We start from the raw sequence: 19,621 nt of genomic DNA on the forward strand, positions 1-19,621 counted from the left end.
CTGATGAAAAAATATACCTGGTCTGTTAAGATTTTATTGCCTTTGTTGGGGGTATTGCTGGTAGCAGCAACTTATGCAGGCGTACCTGCTATACGGGGATGGTGGAAAGAGAGAATGGTAAATACAGCGCAGGAGAGCACTCCGGATCCTGTGATAAAAACGCCATATACTGTGGAGGAAGCACAAATATTGCAGGAGTTGATTGCAATCTGTGGGCATATGGATAGTCTTCACCAGTTTTCGGTAGAGGGGAATATTCAGGCTTCAGATCCGGCAGATAGTGTAAACGTACTCGACACGCATTTTCGTTATTGCAGAAATGGTAAGGCATTTTATTACCGGGCAGGAGACAATGAAACAATAGTATTGGCAGATGCATCAATCGCAGTAAATAGCAGTGTGAAGAAGATTTTCCTGGGACCTCCCAAGGCCATACTGCCGGCCCTGCATATGCCAGCCGATAGTATCCTGAACATCTGGAAGGAAGACCGCTATACCATAACAAGAAGTGTGGCTCCCCCCTTAGTGACGATCAACCTGGTATGTGAAAATCATGTTACCTGTAAGCAGTACCGGTTTATTTACAATGAGAATACCCGATTGTTGAATGAAGTGTACCTGCGTTTAACAGACCTTAATGATCCGCTGAACAAAGAAATGGATAAACCGGTGAAGATTACTTACCATCATTGGGAGGAAGGCAAGGTGCCGGGAGCGTTATTCAAAAAAGATCATTATGTGACGGTGCAGGGAGGAAGTTATGTGCCATCATCATTATACAGAGATTATGAGCTGCTCAGTACTTATTAATACTAACCTTTATTATGCCTGCGTTGACGGGCGGGTTATTAAAGCATTATCATACAATGATTAAAAAGTCCTTTACCTGTATACTGTTGTTTTTGCTGGGGTGGACCGCCGCTCACGCAGCCATTGAACCTTATGAGCAGCAATTACGGGGCAAGCTCAAGAAAGGTGACACTTTAATTGTGAAGGATGAAAAATTCCGTAACCCGGCGTATGACTGGAATAGTATCCGGAATAAGTCAGTGACTAACATCATTACGTTTGGTTTGTACAGAGATTCCATGATAGTACTGGATAAGCCATTTGTTTGTGACCTGGATCTGAAAGTAGAGTACTGGAGCCAACCCGATCAGGAAACACCCATTACCATAGCACATGTACCGTTAAAAATCAGTTATGATACTGCGCAGGGAGCTGTATTTCAGGCACAATCGGTTTATAATTTTAATAATGCCTACCGTGTTAAAATTACCATTAATGAAATCAGCAGTCAGGAGTTGGGGAGTGAATTACCTCCTGTATTTACCTTAACAGGACAGGTGATTGTAGACCGCCAGTATACCTCATCGTTAGCGCCCATTGTACCCTATGTTTTTATGGTGAATACTGAAAATAAGGAGGGGGATGATGGTGGAGCGGAGAGAGCGATGCTGCTGGATGGTATAACCCAAACCTCTTCTCAGGTAAGTGTTAACTGGACTAAACAGCCGGGGGAGGAAGAATACGACCTGGAATGGACTTACATTGATGAAAACTCTGTATGGGGGAATGTGCTGAATACCTCCGGCACGGGTACTACGCCTGCTGTACTGGCACCCATGTTCCGCAACAATGCTACCCGTGTTACCATAAGCCGGCAACAGTATGATATTTCACTGGTACATAGCAGTAAGTATTTGCTGATCAGAATACGCAGCGTGGCCTATAGTGGCAACGACCGTATAGAGCAGCCCTGGAGCTATGAGGTTAATTCCGGTGGAAGTGTGGTATCTGGCGTTATTATTCTGAATAATACTTGGCATGAACCGGGATTGAACTGGCAGTATAGTGCATCTTATGCAGAGGAGGGTAAGAAAAAAGAAGTAGTCAGTTATTTTGACGGCACCTTGCGCAATCGCCAATCGGTAACGGTTAGCCAGATGGGTATTGTGGGAGGAACTGATAAATATAAGGTAGTACAGGAAAATATTTATGATGAATTTGGCCGGAAAGCGGCCTCTGTATTACCTGCTCCGATGGCTGGAGAACAGTTGGCATATGAAACAGGCGCAACCAAAACAGCAACCGGAGCAGCTTATACTTATGCTAATGTATATAAAGGTAATAGCGCCAGTTGTTTTACTATCCCAGATCCATTGGGTAATACTGCCGGGGCCGGTAAATACTATTCTTCCGCCAATAGTTTCCTGGCAGAAGCGTCGTTTAATAAGTATATACCAGATGCAGAAGGGTATCCACTGGCAATAACAGCATATACGCCTGATAACACGGGAAGGGTAAGCCTGCAAGGCGGTGTAGGGCCAACGTTTCAGCCAAATGCCGGTGGCCAAACCGGCAATAAGGTTACCCGGTATTATTATGGAAAACCAGAACAATGGGAATTGGATCGCCTGTTTGGTAATGATGTAGGATATGCACATCATTACCTGAAGAATATGGTGATAGATCCTAATGGCCAGATCAGCGTAAGTTATGTAAATGCCTCCGGAAAAACGATCGCCACCGCATTGGCAGGAGCTCCTCCGCGCAATACGGCTGCACTAAGTTTAATGCCGGAAGCAAAAACCGAAGAGTCGCCATTGTTGGCGCCAGACAGTTTTGTATTTGACAGTGTTACTCTAAAAATGTCGGGCAACACTACTTTCCTGGCAGCAGTACCAGATTCCGGTGCAAAGATTACGTATAATATAGATCAGCTGATCAAGCAATACACAGAAAAGAATGTAACGATCTGCAGTAACTGTTATTATGAGTTAAAGATTCGTGTTTATGATGATTGCAATACCCAGGTATATGAAAATACACAATCTATCAAAATAGGGAGTGCAACGTCCAATTGCGGATTGAATGGGATCAATAGCGGGAGTATCAATGTGCCGATGAATAAAATTGGTACTTATTATATCTCTTTTGAGATGGGGCTGAACCAGGATGTAATCAATGCTTACACAGAAGATTTTATAGTGCGGAATACTAACCTGAAAACATTGTTTTACTTTATTCAGGAAGAGCTGAAACGTACTAATTTTTTGGGATGTTATGAAGACTGTCAAACATGTTCAGCAGCACTGGGAACCAAAAGTGATTTTGTAGCCAATCTCACGGAAAGACTGAAAACCGGGGAAGTTAATTTAATACCTTATACCAATAATATCAAGGCCTGGGCAGAGGGCTTGTATGATGAACTTTATGGCCGGTGCCAGTATTTAAGAGCCGTTTGCACCCCGTCGCCCTGTGATCGGCTGGAGGCATTGCTGAAGGCGGATGTTAGTCCGGGGGGGCAGTATGCATTGTTTGATGCGCAGGGTACCCCATTAGAAGCCACCATTCATATATTGGCATTGTATTGGAGAACAGAGTTTCCAGTGTATGCAGCAACAGATGCCAGGTATCAGGAGAATCTGTTGCAACGGACAGATGAAAGTTATACCTCTCCGAATGATGCTGCATTTACGCTGCAGGATCTGGTACAATACTGGAAACCGGAATGGGCTGCACGATTCATAAAATATCACCCGGAATATTGTGCATTGACTTATTGTAATAGCAATAAAACTTATTTTGAGTGGGATGAAAGGGTGCAGAAATTATATCCTACTGCAGCCAGTGTTATTGATTTGAAGCCCCGGCTGGAATACCTGGTAAACAATCCTTCCTGGTTATTGGCAGCGGACCCCTTCTTTGCCAGTGGCAGTGCAGGAAATTCTTACTACACCCGGTTTAAGTCAGACCTGGACAACTATTCCCGCCAGGTATTAAAGGTGACAGATACCCGGCTCAATAACAAGGGGCTTACCCAATTTGTAGACTATCAGTTGTATTGTAGTGATAGTACGGGTAATACGAACAGTTCAACAATAGTGGCACTTTCTGACAGATGGAACAAATGTGTGCCGGATGGCAGCTGCCGGGTAGCAGATCGCCAATGGGAGTTATACCGGCAGAAGTACTTTGAGCTTAAGGAGAAATATTATGCGGAAGCGAGAAGTTCAATTTGCACGACAGCTTGTAAGGTGGGGGCAACGGTGCCGCTGGTATGGACACCACCACCACCTACAGGAGGGAGGGTAGTTAAGTGTGGAGATATAAAGATGAGTGACTTTACATTGACAGTTGTGTCTGGTCCGGCGGATGATGACATCTATATATGCTATGATTCTTTATTGACAAAACCCATTCCTCCGGGTATGCGGATTACTGTTAATTATAAATATCAAAAGAATGGTAGCAACGAGTTTAAAAGTAATGTACCGATAGGACCATTGTCTTTCTGTAATATAAATGGCCAGCCTGGTTTAGGGTATGAAATTAAACGGCCGGGAGAAGGACGTGTATTAGATGCCGAATTATGGGGTACTGTAGGATGTAATGATGCTTGTGTAGCTGATGGTATTACCAACGCAGATTTTTCAGTTTCGTATATCGGGACTACAGGTCAGCCTAACCTCTTTAAGATAAGTTATCTGGGCGGTTATCAGAAGCCAATCCGGGATGGTATAACATTGATTGCGCATGTTAATTTGAGGAAGCTGGATGGGAGTATCGTGAAAGTGACCCGCCAGTTTACAAAAGATAGTTTGGCCTACCAGGAAATTAATGCTTACCGGGTGGATGCAGAAGATGGTATCCCGGTGTGGATAGATTATATTGAATGTACTGCGCCTAGCTGTCCCCCCGAATATGGGGGTAAAATATCCAGGATAAATGCGGTTAATTATAACCAGGCATTGTCAACAGACACCACTAAGCTCAGGCAGGATGGAGAGGCCTTATTAGATAGTATCCTGAATGTTAATTGCAATAATATGGCAGATGCGTGGATAGCGCAATTGACACCTTGCCTGGCATCCTATTCCTCAGGTGTTAAGAACACACTGCGTACGCAGATGTACCAGGTACTCAGGCTGAGTGCTGATAAGGATCACCTCTATGGAGCCAGTACTACCAATGGCGCGCTTACCACTGGAGGGTATAATTCGGTAGCAGCTGCTATTAAAGGCGTATTAGGCATTGCTAAATTCAGTATGCTTTGTAATCCCTGGGTACTGAGTATGCCTTATCCTGCCAATGTAAAAGGGCAGTCTGTAGAAAAGATACTGAGCGTAACCACTAGTGATATCTGTACTAAGTTAAATGCATTGAAGCAAGCTCATACCAATACAACTATTTCTTTCCACAAGTATCTGAAAGATAAATATGGAGATGGGATGCAGATCTCAGAAGATGACCTCAATGCATTACTAAAAGGGTGTACGAATTGCCGTTATCTGCTGGATACGGATGTGAAATTGCCTGTGTTCATGGATGCCACCGCTACCGGTTGTATTACTGCTACGGCATTTACTGCTGAACAAGCCATCTTTAATGGGTTGTGGAGTGATCTGGATGTGACCAATCCTGGTTATGAATTGATTTTCAGCAATTATATGAACCAGCGCTGGGGCTTTTCATTAGGATATGGCAGGTATAAAGATTTTATGGACAAGATAGCCCTGAATCCGGCTACTACCGAGCTGCTTTGTAATGTACCTGTATATACTACGGAAGAGAAAGATCCATATGATTGTGTGCTTACTTTGGCAAGAGCTGCTATTGCCGCAGGTGCAAAACAATATGCGGCCTACATAGATTCTGTTAAGCGTGATTTCCGTAAACAATATGTCATTGAATGCAGCGCTACGCAGGCAAGGATAAGAGCTGTCACGAAACAGCAATTATACCATTTTACACTTTATTATTATGACCAGGCGGGCAATCTGGTACGAACTGTGCCGCCGGCAGGAGTAGCATTGCTGGAGGGGAGCCAGCTGGAGCAGGTGAGGGCGATCCGTAAATTGAAAACTGTTACCTGCAACTATAACGGGCCAACAGATAATACCTTTGGCGGCACTGGACTGCAGCAACTGAATTATGCACTGGGAGCTGATAACCAGGCCATAGAAATGTGGCTTTATAATAATGGGACAGGCCCTGCACAGGTGGTAACAGCTACCCGCCAGTTCTTATTCAATATCTGTGTAGACGGGCGTTATTTGTATGGAGATATTTATACTCTTGATAAACAGACGAATGCTGTTAATATGGCCAGCTCTAATCATGTAGCGGCTGACATGGGCGCATTAATCCCATTAAGGCAGTGGACGCATGTAGTATTGCAGAGCAGCAAATGGATAGGCAGCCCTATATCGGTATATGTAAACGGGATGCTTTGCCCGCAGGCTTATGACGCACCAAAAGGCAGTTGTATTTCCGAAGCCAGGATTGGAAACGGGCAATTAGCGATATCACAAAATCTGTCATTCCTCAAACATCTGAGACTCTACCAGCGACAGCTTACCAGTGCAGAAATTCTGGCCAATGCACAGGAACCATGCCTGTCAATCAGTGAAAAATACCTGAGTGCATTGAACACACATCTGCGCTATTGGGCCAGATTTAATACCCCTGAGCCCGGTGGAGGGACTACTATACCTGGAGGAGGAACTACAGAGCAGCAGTATACTGCTCTATATCCTAACCACCATATGGTAACGGATTACACCTACAATGCGCAGAACCAGGTAGTAAAACAATACACTCCGGATGCAAAGCTGTCTAAGTTCTGGTATGACAAATCCGGGCGCTTATTTGCTTCTCAGAATAGCAAGCAGGCCGAGGAGTTGACATATAGCTATACCAAACACGATGAACAAAACCGGATTACTGAGGTAGGGCAATCCATTATGGCCATATTGCCTGATGACGACGGAAGTAATGCTGCGGCTTTCCTGAGCAGTGGCACCAAGCAGCAGCTTACCCAGACTTTTTATGATGTGCCGGCAACGGGTAGTTATCCGCAGGAGAACCTCCGCAAGCGGGTCGCGTATACACTTACTTATAATCCGCCGGATGTTGCTACCTACCAGTATACCTATTATAGCTATGATATTGCCGGTAATGTGAAGACCCTTACGCAGGTGCTTAATGGCCTTGGTGCCAAACAGATAGATTACAAGTATGACCTGGTGAGCGGAAAGGTGAATACCGTGCGCTATCAGCCAGGGGGAAAAGATAAGTTTTATTATGGTTATGAATATGATGCAGAAAACAGGCTGACAAAGGCGATGAGTGGTATTAGCTCTGTTTCTGCGGATCAGTGGAGCATTCAGAATCCTGTAACGGATGCTTATTACCAGTATTATAAACACGGCCCTTTAGCAAGAATGGTGTTGGGGGATTATACGGTACAGGGTGTAGATTATGCCTATACCTTGCAGGGATGGTTGAAAGGGATTAATGGTAATTACCTGCAGCCAGCTAATGAGATGGGACAGGATGGGCATACAGGTGTTCCTACTGTTACAGTAGGGAAGGATGCTATGGCATTAACACTGGATTATTTTACGGACGATTATAAACCTATTGGTACCAATACAGCTTTCCCGTTAAAGTGGGGTGCTACTGCAGGAGATAGTATTGGGCGAGATTTGTTTAATGGTAATATCAGCCGTAGTGTGTTGTCATTGACTGAGCTGGAAAATGGAAAACCGGTAGGCTACAGTTATGGGTATGATCAGTTGAACCGGCTGCAACAGATGCGTCAGCATCCACTTACAGCCGGAGCTACTACGTGGGGGGCTTCTTCTGTCCAGCAGGCCTACCAGGAAGATATTACGTATGATGGTAATGGTAATATTCTCACCTACCTTCGTAATGGTCAGGGGAGTACTGCGTTTCCATTGGCTATGGATAACCTAACCTATCATTATAAATTGGGAACCAACCAGTTGGATTATATTGATGATGCTATTACCAATAATAACAGTATTTCCGTAGATTTGAAATCCCAACTTGCTGCTAACTATAGCTATGACTCCATCGGTAACATGGTGAGTGATACGGAAGGAGGGGTGGTATCCATCGAATGGACAGTATATGGTAAGATCCAGCGTATCAAAAAGAGTAATAACCATGTATTGAAATACCTTTATGATGCAGCAGGTAATCGTGTATACAAAGAGGAGAGCTCTGGTACCGGGATCAACAAAACCTGGTATGTCCGCGATGCACAAGGCAATACGCTGGCAGTGTATGGGAATAGAAATGGAGATAACAACATCTACTGGAAAGAACAACATCTGTATGGTAGTAGCCGGTTGGGGATGTGGCTGCCGGATATGCCAGTCACCAGTGATACGGCTTCTCAATTATGGACAAGGGCCGCTCTTAAACGTTATGAGCTGAATAACCATTTGGGGAATGTCTTAGCGTCTATTTCAGATAAAAAGCTCACCCAGTCTGGGGTATATACGGCGGAGGTGGTTAATGCAGGGGACTATACGCCGTTTGGCATGCCGATGGTGGGTCGACAGTATAGTTTAGGTGGGGTTAAGTACCGTTTTGGGTTCAATGGGAAGGAGAATGATAATGAAATTAAGGGCGAAGGGAATCAGCAGGATTATGGCTTTAGAATATACGATCCACGCGTAGGAAGGTTCTTGTCAGTAGATCCTATAACTTCTAAATATCCAGAGTTAACCCCTTATCAGTTTGCAAGTAATAGGCCTATAGATGGGATAGATCTGGATGGTTTAGAGTGGTCGCCGCCGCTGAAAGCAGACCCTAAGACCGGTAAGATGGTTGTAGATGCTGCTGGAGCAGTAAGTAGTCATACCGCTAAAGAGAATCAAACAACGGTAGTTATTGCTGCGGATATACTTTTGACTAAAGGTTGGATGTCGAGGCTCTTTTTGGTGACCCAGGCAGCTAGTATTGTGGAGCATAATACAGCAAAGACTCCTGAAGGAAAGATTGCACAGAATGAACGAGGGCAAACCGCCTTATTTGGTACCTTGTTCGGACTAGGAATGAATAGATTGGTAAAAAGATCTATTAATCTTGTAACCCCAAAAGAGGAGATTAAATATCTTTTTAGGGGTACTAGTGAGGGATATCCAGGAAATAGATCTGCACAAATAACAGAAAGTACACCAACTAGCCCAGATCCAGGCGTGGGAACTATTTTTGCAATAAATTCTAGCAATTATGGAAAAGGTGTATTACAAATAGCGCTTCCTAAAAGTTTAAAGAATGTGGAGATTGGAGTTGCAAACAATGTATTAGCTGATATGGAAGCAGAAGTTGTTGTAGGATTAAAGCCTTTGGAATTTGCGCAAAAGGCTCATATAACTATAACAGCAGAGCAATCGAGAGGAATTTTAAAGGGTATGGGAATCAATTTGCCAGCTAGGATATCCAATAGTAGTATGAATGATGTTCTAAAGAACACACCAAGGCTTACAGAAAAACAAATAGATGAATTTTATAAACAAGCTGCATCAATACAATCAAAATAATCAGATATGGAAAGGCTGTGGATAAAGGTTATTGGAAACATTAGTGAAGATCTAAAGGTTAATTTTTTTAAAGCATTAGATAGCGAGAACTTAAAGAAAAATGAATTAATTCTTTTTTGCACTTATTCGGACTTTGATATTCCTATTGGACATTGTTTTACACACATAAAAACAGATGAAGATAGCGAAGGTATTAATTGCAGAGTAGTTTTGAAGAATGTAACACAACAGTTTTTTCTTCCATTAGATGAAATTCCTCATGGATGGAAGACTGTTTGTAAATTTGAATTTATTGAAGGAATTATACCCAAAGAGGTTCAACAATTGCCAGTGCTAAATGGCTGGACCCAATCAGATAGTTATCTGCTTTTTGCTTAAGTATTATAAATAGCAAACCCCAGCCATCGGCTGGGGTTTGCTATTTATAAACGAAATGAATTAGGGCACGATGTTGGTTTTGGAGCAGTCAAAGCTACAGAAGCGGTTCTCCTTACAAAGGCCATGGATTTAGGAGCAGCCTATAATGCTTTTGCTAGAAATGTTACAACTACGGATGGATTTTTGTTTAAAGGATTTACTATTAAATCACCTTTCAATATCGGAGTTCAAAGATTTGGCAATATGAGTACAGGTAGGCTGGATTATTGGGGGTTGAGGCTTGGGCCAAGTGAATTTGCAAATAGAACATTTGTAGCAATTAAGCCAGAGTGGAATCCTCTAAGTGTTTATACAAAAGGAGTTATACCTAAAGGAACCCCAATGAAATTTGGGATTGTCGGGCCTCAACCTGGAGGTTTTTTTGTGGGAGGGTCTTTGCAGTTTATGGTTGATTCAAAGGCTATTATAAACCAAACAACAACTATTGTAAGATGAAACATTATGAAGATCCAATAAATTTTGATATAAAGCAGCAATGTGGTAATGATTTATTATCGTTTGATAATTTATTAGAGATTGGTCAAGGAGGCCCGGTAGTTGGGGATTTATTTATTAATGGTAAACAGATTGCCGGCTATAGGTTTGGGGGCCCTTTTATATGTGATGAGGATTATATTTATATCCCTGCATATAATAACCGCTTATTCAATTTAGGATTTAAGCTTGCAATGATTGATCGGGCATCCCTTAATGTTAAATTAGTCGGGCCTTCATTAAGCTTGATTTTTTTAGAAAAAATTCAGAACAATAGGGTTTTCTATTTTGAAGATATTTTTAAGAATAAATCAAATAATTTTCAGTTGTAATGGGGGCAGAAAAGATCTTGCTTATTTAGTAAAATGTAACTGCATGTAAATAACAAACCCCAACCATCGGTTTGGGTTTAATGGGCAAGAGAAATCTGATGAGATAAAAGGAGAAGGAAATCATAATACAGCACAGTTCTGGGAATATGATACAAGGTCAGGGAGGAGATGGAACTTAGATCCGAAACCAACAGTTGGGATAAGTGAATATTCAGCATTTAGTAATAACCCGATCTGGTATAATGATCCATTAGGAGATACAGTTGTACCTGTTATAATATCCCAGAAAAAGTGGCCTAATGTATATCAGACTCATATGAAGGGATTAGCAAAGAATCCTGGTCTAAGAGGAAATAATGGACGAATTCTCCTAGATTATGATCCAAGTAAATCAAATGCAAGAAAGAGGAGATACCAAGCGACAAAAAATGTAGTTAATCCTGACCCTATGCAATTTGATATAGATGAGTTTCCTTATGCCTCAACTTTACAGGGCGGAGCAAATGCTGGTACAAATATCGTTAGGATAAGTGAAAATAGGCAACATAGCGCGTATCTAGGTACATTTAGTGGCGAAGATGAAAGAAGGAGATCAGTTTGATATTATTCTAATACCAGATAATGATAAAAAAAAGCCAACCCAGCCCCATTCCATTGATTAAACCTTTTGTAAATCCAGAGTTTAGGCGGAAGCCTTATATGGGGTACCCAGGGCAGTCTGTAGAAATGCTACTAGAGAGGACAATAGAGAGACTGTTTGGCAAAAAGGTGAATCTTCCACCACCAGTTCCCTCGCCAGTTGTAGCTCCTGTACCGGCTTTTTAAATTTGTTATAACTATAATTGTTAAAAAAGATATATGGTTTTTAAAGAAATATTATTCGACTTTGAAGAATGCCTTAAGCATAATCTGAATGATGTTTATAATCTTCTCCAACCTGGAATTAGCTATTCTAAGATAAGTAGTTCCTTAAACGATATAGGAATAGTAAATAATAAACTTATAGAACTTTATCAATGGCATAATGGGATTAATTATAATGGAGAAACACCAGTCAGCAGGGGTAATTTTTTTTCTAATGGTCAAATGTTGCCTTTAGAAAGAGCATTGATCCACTATGATACGCATGTAAGTATTAAATTATGGAAAAATGAATATTTTCCTATTTTTTCAAATAATAGCGGAGATTATATTCTTTATGATACTAATCGTGATAGTAGCACTTTTGGTATGTTGCTACTATTTGCTCCAACGGTGTTATTGACTCCGGTGCCACAAACAATTTATGATTCCATAGAAAGTGTTTTTACTACAATCTTGGCATGCTTCAGAGATGGTATATATAAGTATGATAAAATGAATAAGGAATTGGAAATAGATTTTGATCTTGAAGGGGAAATATCTTCAAAAACTAATCCAAGATCGGATTTTTGGAGGAAATAATTACTAGGAAACTAAAACAACAAAACCCCAGCCATCGGCTGGGGTTTTGTTATTATAAAAGATTAGATAATGATAATCGTTTTTTTATTTAGCATATGCCTTCCTGGCTTTAGCGTCCCGGATATAGGTATCAATTAAATCATAAAGTACTTTTTTCTTCTCTTCTTCTCTTCTTCCAGTAGCTCCAGGTCTTCCAGTCTTTTAAGGGTCTTTTTATCAAACTTGGCGTTCATACCTACCCCCACTAAATAATCAAGGCTTACTTCCAGGGCATCCGCTATTTTTTTAGCGGCATCAATGGAAGGTACCGCTTCCCCACGTTCATACTTTCCAATCATCACCCTGGATACTTCCCTTTTATCGGCGAGATCCGTTTGTGACCATCCTTTTTTATCCCTTAAGTCTGCGATGATTTTGCTTGTGTTCATATCTGAAAGAATATATAATGCTGTAATTAGTACGTGACAAAGCATACCTTTAGTGTAGTTCTTTGAGGAAACCTCACCGTTTAGGCTTGCTAATAGTGGGCAGGTAATATAGCTTGGGCGGGGGTAGTTATCGCACGTATAGGCAGGTTCTTAAGTATGGATATGCTTTATAAAGATTATCCAGAATTAACACCTTACCAGTTTGCAAGTAATACCCCAATAAGAGCAGTTGATCTTGATGGTGGAGAAATGAAAGATGTGATTCAGGCAGGTTGGGGGCCTCCTAGTGCAGAAAGGAGTGAAGATATTCGAAATAGACTTTCCAAAAGAGATGGGAAGGAATGGATATTAGCACCTGCTGCTATTGTTTCAGTAGGTCCAGTTTCAGTACTTGCTTTATCCTCTTCTGGCGCAACAGTAGTCGGAACAGGATTGACAAGACTTGGATTATGGGCATCTAATCCGGTCAATCAGCAGGCGGTTGTTGGTGCAGTTGGGCGGTAGCATCATTTATTGACCCCTCACCTAATACGGATTATCCAGGGGGGTAGATGATGTTATCAGAGGCGGAAAATTATTATTAGGAAAATCGTATATTCTTCAAAAATATGCATCCGCCACTGATGATGCATTTCATATGTTTAAGGAAGGTTTGGGATTAGGAATGCCTAAAGTATTTAGCCAATCAAATAAATTAATGCAAGCAATGTATTCTACAGTTAAAGAAGGGAAGAAAATCGCATTTGATGTAACTGACGTTGCTTTTGATTTGGCTAAGAAAGGGTTTGAAAATATGATGAGGCAGTAGATATGGGAAAAATTACAGAATGGGAATTGTCACAAGCATTGAGAGATAAGGAACTTTTTAATAGTACAATTTTTCACCAAGCAGGAAAAGAGAAATCCGCTAAGGATTTAGGTTTAAAACTTATAAAGGATTAGCAAATGAATACCAGTAATGTATTACTTGATTTGAAACAGTATAAAGGATATTATTCTTCAAAATTGGAATTGAAGAATAATATCCTTGTTTTGTTGCTTAAGAAAAAGGATGATGATATAGCTAGTGTACGAATTGTTTTTAACGGTGTATTGTCTTTTGAGGATACTGGTTTTATTGGAAAGCAGGTATCGTATTGTGATGTTGGTTTGCTGGGATTTAAAAACCAATATTTATGTAGGGAGAAGGGACTGAATCCGGATGATTATCGTCAGATTATTTTTATAACAGAAGTTGAAATGGGTAAAGTGGAATTAATAATTTCTTGTAGCGAAGTAGAAATAATATTATCTACAGATGTAAGTGGATAGTATTTTGGCAAATTACTGGTGTCAAGATCAAACTAAGTTTAAAAGCATAACCCTAAAAGCTGCGCTTTTTTATTTAGCATAAGTCTTCCTGGCTTTAGCATCGCGGTTATAGGTGTCAATTAAATCGTAGAGTACTTCTTTCTTTTCTTCTTTGGTCTTCCAGTTTTTTAAGGGTCTTTTTATCAAAATTGGTGTTCATACCTTCCCCCACTAAATAATGCAGGCTAACTTCCAGGGCATCTGCTATTTTTTTAGCAACATCAATGGAAGGTACCGCTTCCCCATGTTCATACTTTCCAATCATCACTTTGGACACTACGCTTTTATCGGCGAGATCCGTTTGTGATTATCCCTTAAGTCTGCAATGATTTTATCTGTGTTCATATCTGAAAGGATTGGGAGATGGTGTGGTATCGCATATGCCAAGGGCAACTCGAACTCAAGGAGGAATTTCTGATTCATCGGTCAATGGAATAAATTATGATGTTTTATACTTCAGAAACTTCGATCCAAACAGAATTATTTCTGGATTAGCAAAGAAGAACAGCCAAACAACAGGAATAGTTTTAGATTTGTTAAAAGCAATTATAACAAAAGAGTAATTAGATGATGTTTTGAAAAGAGTATAAGGAGCTGAAGCTCAAAATATTAAGGATATAGTAGTAATGCCCAAAAATAGCAATGCCTAGGTTAATTTGTAAATGTGATAATGTAATTTCTATGGGAGAAATCCCTAATCCCAATGAGTGGTTATTTATTTCAGATGTTGAGTATGACAAATTTACCGTGGGAGTAGATTCAGAAGCATTATATATGCAAATGAAAGGAATGTTGAAATGTAATCGATGTGGTAGGCTTTGGTTTTTCTGGAATGGTTATGATCAAGCTCCCACCTGTTACAAGCCAGAAGATTAAGCTGGATGAAAATGAAGATGTAGTATTATTTGTAGTGAAACATAATCAAGGAACTGTACTATGAGGTCAAGTAATTGGAGGGTGGGGGCCTTCCAAAGAAAAAATCTCGACGTTATCGAAAATATTAAAAAGTAATCAAATGGACATAGTATTTACAATAGAAACACCAGGGTATATTGTTGCGGAGTTCTCTGTTAACGAAACGAAAGTGAAAATTGGGCATAGTTCATCATACGGGGATAGATTCCAGGAATTATTAAATAAGTTCTTTCATTTATATGAAGTAGTGAGAAATAATGAAAGGGAGTACTTTCCTTATACGGCAAAAGTTTTATGGGAGGATGATTTTATTAATTACACATGGAGTATAAGTGTTGATTCCGTAAGCTCTGATGTTGAGATTAAAATTCATGAATTGTCTCCTTCAAATTCAGATTATAAAGTTGAATTAGTAAACAGAAGATTGACTATCGAGGATTTATTTAACAATATTTATTATTCTTTAGATGGACTGTTAGTAAATTTCGGGTTTGTTGGATACAAGAAGGCTTGGGAGGTTGGTAATTTTCCCATTTTTGAATATCTTACTTTAAAGGCTGGAAGAGAGAGCATTCAATTACATGTAGTAAATAGTTCAGATGATGAACAAAATTGGACAAACAAAATTGATATTGAAGAAGAACTAAATCTTATTAGCCTTAAAGGAATTGATAAGTAAGTATAGAATCGTAAAGATGGAGGATTATACTCACCATATATCTACCGATTAATTTTGACTTGTATGTTTTTGAATATACAAGTTGAATTTAAATGGGATAACGGATAGACTGCTAATAGAGTACAAGGGAGAAAGGATATCGCTATGGGTTCAACGGAAAGGAGAATGATAATGAGGTGAGGGGTGATGGTATTCAGCAGGATTATGGGATGCGGATCTATGATCCGAAAGTAAGTGTAGGCCCAATTACAAAGGAATATCCTGATTTAACACCTTATCGGTTTCCAAGTAATAGGCTGATAGATGCCGTTGATCTTGAGAGCTGTTAAAGTAGGAGAAAAAGGAGAGATTGAGAAAATGCTGATTTTAAATCCAAATTATAAGCCTGATAATTAATATTTTAGATATGCAACAGTCATTTGAATTGAAATTGATTGATAAAACTTCTGGTAAATTATTGAATGCAGATTTAGAATGTTGGGCAAATCAAGATTTTAATATAAAGCTGATTTGGGATAGGGAGCCACTTTTATATTCTGGTACTGATCTCTACGAGTGTTTACAGTTGTGTAGAAAAAGACTAGAAGGTGATGGTATTTTTATTCTTTGTAATGGCTCAAGAATAGATACCTATCCATCAAGACAACTTAGAGATACGTCAAATGGGGTTCGTACTTATCTTCTTGAAGCGGGCAAAACTCCGTCAATTATATTGAATCTTCTTGACTTTACTGAATGCAATATTGGGACGATTCAAGAACAAAATAACTACTATAAGAAATGGAAAGATGATTTGAAGATATTATTGAATCAGCAACAGGAAGGATAAGATAAGAGAAGTTAATAATATTATCCTTATGAGATTTAATTAATGTTAAGATGTTATAAATAGCAATCCCTAGCCATTGTTAGGGAGACGAATGTTGTTTCGTTTAATTATACGCCTGCTTAGTTTTAACATTCCTGATTAATGCCACTATTACACGCAGCAGTGCTACCATTAAGCAAATAATCTATGGGAACAAGCGCTTCTACTAGCGGTTGTGCCCCTTCTCTTTATATCACCCGATCAGTATCAATTCTGTCAATCTGCCCCTTTTGCAGTCACCCCTTTGGACTTTGCGTAATTTGAATACCCGCTATAATAACCCAACTTTTCTTTTTTATAAAAAATGAATAAATTTAATTAGTATATTAGTTGAGGAATATATTGTTAGCCGTTCACCCGGTTTGTTATAGTGTATTAGCTTTTGAGAGTGCCATTTTTAGTCATGTATGATGTAGCATCATCTAACTAGTGTTTTAATAATCCCTATGTATGCAAAAATTGCTATTTATCCTTTTACTGGTATGGAGTAATACTGCCATGTCCCAGTCTGCATTACGTTTAAGCAGCGATACCGTTAAGGTGGCTAAAGCCGAACTGGTTGTCCAGAATTCTACCAAAAATATTGCGGGCTATCTGTTTAACATTGATAACGGTAAAACGATCTTCAGGAAGCTGGGTAGAAGTGTACAATTTAAAGTGGGCAGCCCCAATTTTCCGAATGCGGGCGATTCGGTATACAAAAACACGGACCTGGCCAATCATACCATCAAGGTGTGGCGGAATGGTTTGTTGCAGTACCAGGATAACACAGATGGAGTAGGGGTGAATACGGATAGTGGGAAGGTGGTTTTTCGTCCTGCATTAAGTGCTAATGACAGGATTTATATAGAAGCATTTTCGGGGATTGACTTTTCTTTAAACGGAGCTTCGATTGATGATGGTGCCACTAAAGGGGTAGGGAAACTAGGAGTAACCGTCTTTGACAACGGCGATAATACCTTCACATTACGATGGGCTACCAATGCTAAAACGCTCTATCTGAAACCTAATGTATATGGTCTGGGGGCTTCTACCTTGTTTGGGTATGGGATAGACTCGCCTAATAAGCTGGGCGAAAAAATATTTGCCTGGCTGAGTGCGAATACGGATGAGCCCTCCTGGACAAACCTGGCTGTATTTGGGCAAACAAGCCGGGATTTATCACAAACGGCCGATGGAGGTGTGGTAGGGCATAATATCGATACGGCACTTAACGCGCATCCTGATTTTATTTTCGTTTCTCTGGCGTCTAATGATGCCGCTTCAGATTTTACAGTAGAACAGAGTGTGGCTTACTACAAAAAGATTGATAGTCTGGCTAAGAATCAGGGGATTCCAATATTTTGGGCCACTACGCAACCCAGGTCAGGATTGAGTGCGGCTAAACAAACATTGCTGAAAAGAATGGCAGATAGTATCCGCACGCTATGGCCTGACCGCTACGTAGAGGCTTTTGCTAAAGTCGTGGATTCTTTTGCTACTACAGATGCGGTAATAAAAACAGAATATGGTATTGGAGATGGGGTACACCTGAATGCGGCAGGCGTTCAATTTATGGCCAATAGCCTGGCAGAGCGTATGCAGGAATACTTTAAGCCGATTAAAGGGGTGCGGAGGTATGTTATTGATACTTCTAATAACCAGGTTAACTGGGCACAATTTGATGAAGTGTTCGATCAGAATACGGTTAAAAAAACTTATATCCGTCCAAGTAAGAAAGAACTGTATTTTAGGGTAAGACCGGAATATGTAAATGATACCTATGCCGACTTCTCCAATATTGCTAAATTAAAAGAATATGTGATTCCCCCTCCTCCTTTGATATTTGATCATAGGCTGCTGGTTGATTTGGGAGGGGATGGAGTGATAACATTAAATGGTAATAATACAACTAAAGATGGAAAACTAACCCCTTCTCCCGATGCACAGGGTAAATATTGGAATAACTGGATTGGTGATGGAACGCAGGCCGGTTTCGTAAGTGGGGCTGCTATTAATGGTTTAAGAACAACGGTAGGTAATCCTACCGCAATTGGTATGGAGCTGATAGGATTGCCACAGGGAACATATGGTAACGCAATTACAAAATCAATGAACTTCAATGGCCCCACCGTAGGGGTAGAGGATTATCCAATGGAGGCGTTGTATGATAATATGTTCCTGAATACTTCCATTAACCCTAATGGAATTATTGTCAGGTTAAAAGGGCTATCAAAGACCAATACTTATTACATTAAATTATGGGGGGCCAGGATTGATGCGTCAGCGAGAATACTGGAGGCTAAATTGGGGACTGAACCATGGACTGCCTCAAAAAGAGTAGATACCCGTTTGCTTTCCGGGCAGTCTCCAAACTATAATAATGCTATCAACCTGGATGGATTTACTGGTGTAGATTCGATAGATATTAATATGCGGGTAGGCGCAGGAAGTACTTTTGCGCATCTCAGCCTGATGGATATTGGTATTGTAGGTACTTTGCCAATAATACCAAAAGTATTGCTGAGGGATACTACTACCACCCTGAGTACCATGCGGCTGACTGGCCTGGTAGTTACAAATGGGGCTACTGTGAGTGAATATGAATGGAAACAGTTATCAGGTCCTAATACTGCAGTAATAGCCAATCCATTTGATAATGCTACCAATATCAGCGGTCTCACAAATGGCACTTTCCGGTTTAAGTTAACGGTGGGTACTACGGATGGAAAATTCTACAGCAACGAGGCCAGGGTAGATGTATTCCCTGATAATGGCGGAAAGAAAACATTAAGGGTTAACTTTTCCAAAACGGCGGCAATGCCTATTCCTGGATGGTTCAATGTATGGGGAGCGGTAAAAGACGTGTTCATTTCCGCTACTGATCCGGTAACTAATTGGACAGTGGATAATGTAAATGGCTCTTTAACTTATTGGAGCCCGGTTGGGGGGAATAATGCGTCCGATACTGATGGGTTTAGTACGGATAATAATAGTGGGATCATTCCGGATATTGCCCTGAAAAGTTTCTGGTTTAATTATAGTCAGCGGTATGTTGCCGGTAATGAAAATCTACAGTTATCAGGACTTAATCCCGCTAAAACTTATACACTCAAGTTATATGCATCGAGAACCGGAGATCCGGAGGCAGACGTAAAGTATGGTTGCTGGCGTGTGAATGGTGGAGCAGAATTATCACAGAATGCTATCAATAATGCAACGAATGAAACTGTGGTAACCAATGTTACCCCGGATGCAAACGGCAAAATACGTATTGCGGTAGTGGCACCGGAAGGCACCAGTAAAGGAAATACGTCCTTCATAAATGCCCTGGTGCTGATAGAAAACTAATA

Annotated in this window: 16 protein-coding genes; 14 read left to right on the forward strand and 2 right to left on the reverse strand. The window is 40.5% G+C overall.

Annotated features, from left to right (window positions below):
• Nucleotides 1-3: 3 nt before the first annotated feature.
• The 7 genes from ABR189_RS06720 to ABR189_RS06750 all read left to right on the forward strand — a co-directional run bounded on the left by ABR189_RS06720 (nucleotide 4) and on the right by ABR189_RS06750 (nucleotide 12,049).
• Entirely contained in the window at nucleotides 4-810 is an 807-nt protein-coding gene (locus ABR189_RS06720) for a hypothetical protein (protein WP_354659694.1), read from the forward strand.
• Nucleotides 811-866: 56 nt separating this feature from the next.
• On the forward strand, nucleotides 867-9,362 hold the full coding sequence (locus ABR189_RS06725; protein ID WP_354659695.1) for an RHS repeat-associated core domain-containing protein: 8,496 nt from the start codon (nucleotides 867-869) through the stop codon (nucleotides 9,360-9,362).
• Nucleotides 9,363-9,368: 6 nt separating this feature from the next.
• Nucleotides 9,369-9,740, forward strand: coding sequence for a hypothetical protein (locus tag ABR189_RS06730; RefSeq protein WP_354659696.1), 372 nt, complete (start codon nucleotides 9,369-9,371; stop codon nucleotides 9,738-9,740).
• A 123-nt stretch (nucleotides 9,741-9,863) separates the two neighbouring features.
• Nucleotides 9,864-10,235 (forward strand): hypothetical protein, encoded by a 372-nt coding sequence (locus tag ABR189_RS06735; protein ID WP_354659697.1) that lies wholly within the window; start codon nucleotides 9,864-9,866, stop codon nucleotides 10,233-10,235.
• Nucleotides 10,232-10,606, forward strand: a complete 375-nt coding sequence (locus tag ABR189_RS06740; RefSeq protein WP_354659698.1) for a hypothetical protein — start codon at nucleotides 10,232-10,234, stop codon at nucleotides 10,604-10,606. The genes ABR189_RS06735 and ABR189_RS06740 overlap by 4 nt, the downstream gene beginning before the upstream one ends.
• 316 nt (nucleotides 10,607-10,922) lie before the next feature.
• Nucleotides 10,923-11,207, forward strand: a complete 285-nt coding sequence (locus ABR189_RS06745; RefSeq protein WP_354659699.1) for a NucA/NucB deoxyribonuclease domain-containing protein — start codon at nucleotides 10,923-10,925, stop codon at nucleotides 11,205-11,207.
• Between the two features lie 257 nt (nucleotides 11,208-11,464).
• Nucleotides 11,465-12,049: an SMI1/KNR4 family protein gene (locus ABR189_RS06750; protein WP_354659700.1), complete on the forward strand. Its 585-nt coding sequence runs from the start codon at nucleotides 11,465-11,467 to the stop codon at nucleotides 12,047-12,049.
• Nucleotides 12,050-12,183: 134 nt separating this feature from the next.
• Here ABR189_RS06750 and ABR189_RS06755 read toward each other — a convergent pair whose 3' ends face one another.
• Complete coding sequence (locus ABR189_RS06755) at nucleotides 12,184-12,477, reverse strand: helix-turn-helix domain-containing protein (protein ID WP_354659701.1); 294 nt, start codon at nucleotides 12,475-12,477, stop codon at nucleotides 12,184-12,186.
• Nucleotides 12,478-12,633: 156 nt separating this feature from the next.
• On the opposite strand from ABR189_RS06755, the gene ABR189_RS06760 reads away from it, so the two are divergent.
• From ABR189_RS06760 to ABR189_RS06770, 3 genes are all read left to right on the forward strand, one after another.
• Nucleotides 12,634-12,981, forward strand: coding sequence for a hypothetical protein (locus ABR189_RS06760; RefSeq protein ID WP_354659702.1), 348 nt, complete (start codon nucleotides 12,634-12,636; stop codon nucleotides 12,979-12,981).
• 133 nt (nucleotides 12,982-13,114) lie between these two features.
• A complete protein-coding gene (locus ABR189_RS06765) occupies nucleotides 13,115-13,285 on the forward strand; it encodes a hypothetical protein (protein WP_354659703.1) in 171 nt (56 codons plus the stop codon).
• A 137-nt stretch (nucleotides 13,286-13,422) separates the two neighbouring features.
• Nucleotides 13,423-13,788 carry a hypothetical protein gene (locus ABR189_RS06770; protein WP_354659704.1) on the forward strand — a complete coding sequence of 122 codons (366 nt, stop codon included), beginning with the start codon at nucleotides 13,423-13,425 and terminating at the stop codon, nucleotides 13,786-13,788.
• Between the two features lie 115 nt (nucleotides 13,789-13,903).
• Here the strand turns inward: ABR189_RS06770 and ABR189_RS06775 are convergent, their stop codons facing one another.
• Complete coding sequence (locus tag ABR189_RS06775) at nucleotides 13,904-14,092, reverse strand: helix-turn-helix domain-containing protein (RefSeq protein ID WP_354661079.1); 189 nt, start codon at nucleotides 14,090-14,092, stop codon at nucleotides 13,904-13,906.
• Nucleotides 14,093-14,469: 377 nt separating this feature from the next.
• Here ABR189_RS06775 and ABR189_RS30080 point away from each other — a divergent pair, with 377 nt between their 5' ends.
• The 4 genes from ABR189_RS30080 (at nucleotide 14,470) to ABR189_RS06790 (ending at nucleotide 19,619) form a co-directional block, all read left to right on the forward strand.
• A complete protein-coding gene (locus ABR189_RS30080; protein WP_494337652.1) occupies nucleotides 14,470-14,703 on the forward strand; it encodes a DUF8617 domain-containing protein in 234 nt (77 codons plus the stop codon).
• Nucleotides 14,704-14,842: 139 nt separating this feature from the next.
• Complete coding sequence (locus ABR189_RS06780) at nucleotides 14,843-15,421, forward strand: hypothetical protein (RefSeq protein WP_354659705.1); 579 nt, start codon at nucleotides 14,843-14,845, stop codon at nucleotides 15,419-15,421.
• A gap of 406 nt (nucleotides 15,422-15,827) precedes the next feature.
• Nucleotides 15,828-16,250, forward strand: coding sequence for a hypothetical protein (locus ABR189_RS06785; protein ID WP_354659706.1), 423 nt, complete (start codon nucleotides 15,828-15,830; stop codon nucleotides 16,248-16,250).
• 489 nt (nucleotides 16,251-16,739) lie between these two features.
• Complete coding sequence (locus tag ABR189_RS06790; protein WP_354659707.1) at nucleotides 16,740-19,619, forward strand: SGNH/GDSL hydrolase family protein; 2,880 nt, start codon at nucleotides 16,740-16,742, stop codon at nucleotides 19,617-19,619.
• Nucleotides 19,620-19,621: the final 2 nt, after the last annotated feature.

Origin of the sequence: Chitinophaga sp. H8, assembly GCF_040567655.1 — a bacterium.
GTDB classification, from domain to species: domain Bacteria; phylum Bacteroidota; class Bacteroidia; order Chitinophagales; family Chitinophagaceae; genus Chitinophaga; species Chitinophaga defluvii.